Source organism: Pseudonocardia halophobica (assembly GCF_027922425.1).
Classification (GTDB): Bacteria; Actinomycetota; Actinomycetes; order Mycobacteriales; family Pseudonocardiaceae; genus Pseudonocardia; species Pseudonocardia halophobica.
This window is the reverse complement of sequence record NZ_BSFQ01000179.1, coordinates 1-832: the sequence shown is the minus strand read 5'-3', so window position 1 is coordinate 832 and position 832 is coordinate 1. Positions and strand designations below refer to the sequence as shown.

Annotated in this window: 2 protein-coding genes; one reads left to right on the top strand and one right to left on the bottom strand. The window is 73.4% G+C overall.

Annotated elements, in window-relative coordinates; genetic code table 11:
• Positions 1-380, top strand: a 380-nt coding sequence (locus tag PKE99_RS38000; protein WP_271215094.1) for a 4a-hydroxytetrahydrobiopterin dehydratase, incomplete at its 5' end; no start/stop codon positions are given.
• A gap of 36 nt (positions 381-416) precedes the next feature.
• Here PKE99_RS38000 and PKE99_RS37995 read toward each other — a convergent pair.
• Positions 417-832, bottom strand: a 416-nt coding sequence (locus PKE99_RS37995) for an NAD(P)/FAD-dependent oxidoreductase (RefSeq protein WP_271215093.1), incomplete at its 5' end; no start/stop codon positions are given.

Sequence of the window (832 nt, the reverse complement as noted above, 5' to 3'; positions counted from 1 at the left end):
GGCTGCCGGACGGTGAGGAGCTGATCTCACCGCTCGACCAAGGGGTTCCGCCGCGCGGTTCCGGGGTGCCGACCACGCTGACCCCCAGACTGCTCGAGCAGGAGGAGATCGACCGCGCGCTCGCTGCCCTGGAGGGCTGGGAGGGCGACGAACACCGGCTGCGACGAACCGTCGTCCTCCCGCCCGAGCGCCACCGGCCGCTCCGCGACGCCGTCGCCCGCGCCGAGCGCGACATGACCCACCACGCGCGCGTCGAGCAACGACAGGACGCGATCACCTTCGAGGTCTGGACGCATTCGCTCGACCGGGTGACGGACATGGACGTCGAGCTCGCCCGGCGGATCGACGCGGCGGTCGCCGCGCTCGGGTCCTCCGGCTGACCCGGCCGCCGACGGCCTCAGGTCGGGGCTCGTCGGTCACCGGGCCTTGGCGAGGTGCTCGTGCACCATGCGAACCGCCATCGCGCCCTCCCCCGCCGCCGAGGCGACCCGCTTCACCGAGCCGCTGCGCACGTCGCCGGCTGCGAAGACTCCGGGCAGGCTGGTCTCGAGCAGCAGCGGGTCGGGCCCGCCGGACCTTCCCCTCTGCGCCGGCCGGCGCGCGTCCGGCCCGGTCAGCACGTAGCCACCGGAGTCCAGGGCGACCGAGTCCGGCAACCACGACGTGCTGGGCTGGCCCCCGATGAACACCATGAGGTCGCGCGCGAGCAGGCGCTGCTGCTCACCGGTCACCGTGTCCGTCACGACGACGGCATCGAGGCGGCCACCCTCACCCTCCAGGCCCTCCACCATGGTGTGCAGATGCACCTGGATGCGCGGATCCTGGGTGATCC